Below are 688 nucleotides of genomic sequence, written 5' to 3'. Positions count from 1 at the left end.
CGCAACAGCTGAAGTCATAGGCACTGATGACGCTAGAAAAAAAGCTGAAAAGCTTGCTAATAAAATCCATGATAACTCTGAGTTTGTAACAGCAAGAACAAAAAACATCCCTGACGCTAAACGTCCAAAAGTACTTCACCTTCTTGGCGGAGCGAATTTGCTAAAAGTTGATGGCACAAACACTATCCAAAACACTTGGATCAAGCTAGGTGGCGGTGTAAATGCTATCAATACCGAGGGTTCAATGATCGAAGTTAGCGCTGAAGAGATCATCAATGCAAATCCTGATATCATCATCGTTGGCGGCAATGACACAGATGCACAGATCAAAAAGATAAAAGAGCACCCTGCATTCTCTGGCTCAAACGCTGTTAAAAACGGCAAAATTTACGGCAACCCAAAAGGTGTATTTAGCTGGGATAGATATGGCGCTGAAAACGTGCTTCAAATTTTATGGGCAGCAAAGACTATCCAACCCGATCTATTTAAAGATGTCGATATGAAAGTAAAAACAAAAGAGTTTTATAAAGAGTTCTTAAATCACGATCTTAGCGATACAGAGTACGGCTATATCTTAAAAGGCCTAAATCCAGACGGTAGCAGCAAGTAAGATATGAAAAACGCAAATTTTTCAATAGTTGTTATATTTTTAGCTCTACTAACGCTTGTTTGCGCCTTTGTCGCACTT

The 688-nt window shown here is 39.5% G+C and carries 1 protein-coding gene; it reads left to right on the top strand.

Going from position 1 to position 688, the window contains the following annotated elements; genetic code table 11:
• The coding region (locus MTT29_RS09915) for an ABC transporter substrate-binding protein (protein ID WP_429800545.1) at positions 1-610 on the top strand (610 nt) is incomplete at its 5' end.
• Positions 611-688 lie beyond the last annotated feature (78 nt).

Source organism: Campylobacter concisus (assembly GCF_050447485.1).
GTDB lineage: Bacteria > Campylobacterota > Campylobacteria > Campylobacterales > Campylobacteraceae > Campylobacter_A > Campylobacter_A concisus_BQ.
The sequence above is the reverse complement of the archived record's forward strand: the minus strand, read 5'-3'. Positions and strand labels throughout refer to the sequence as shown.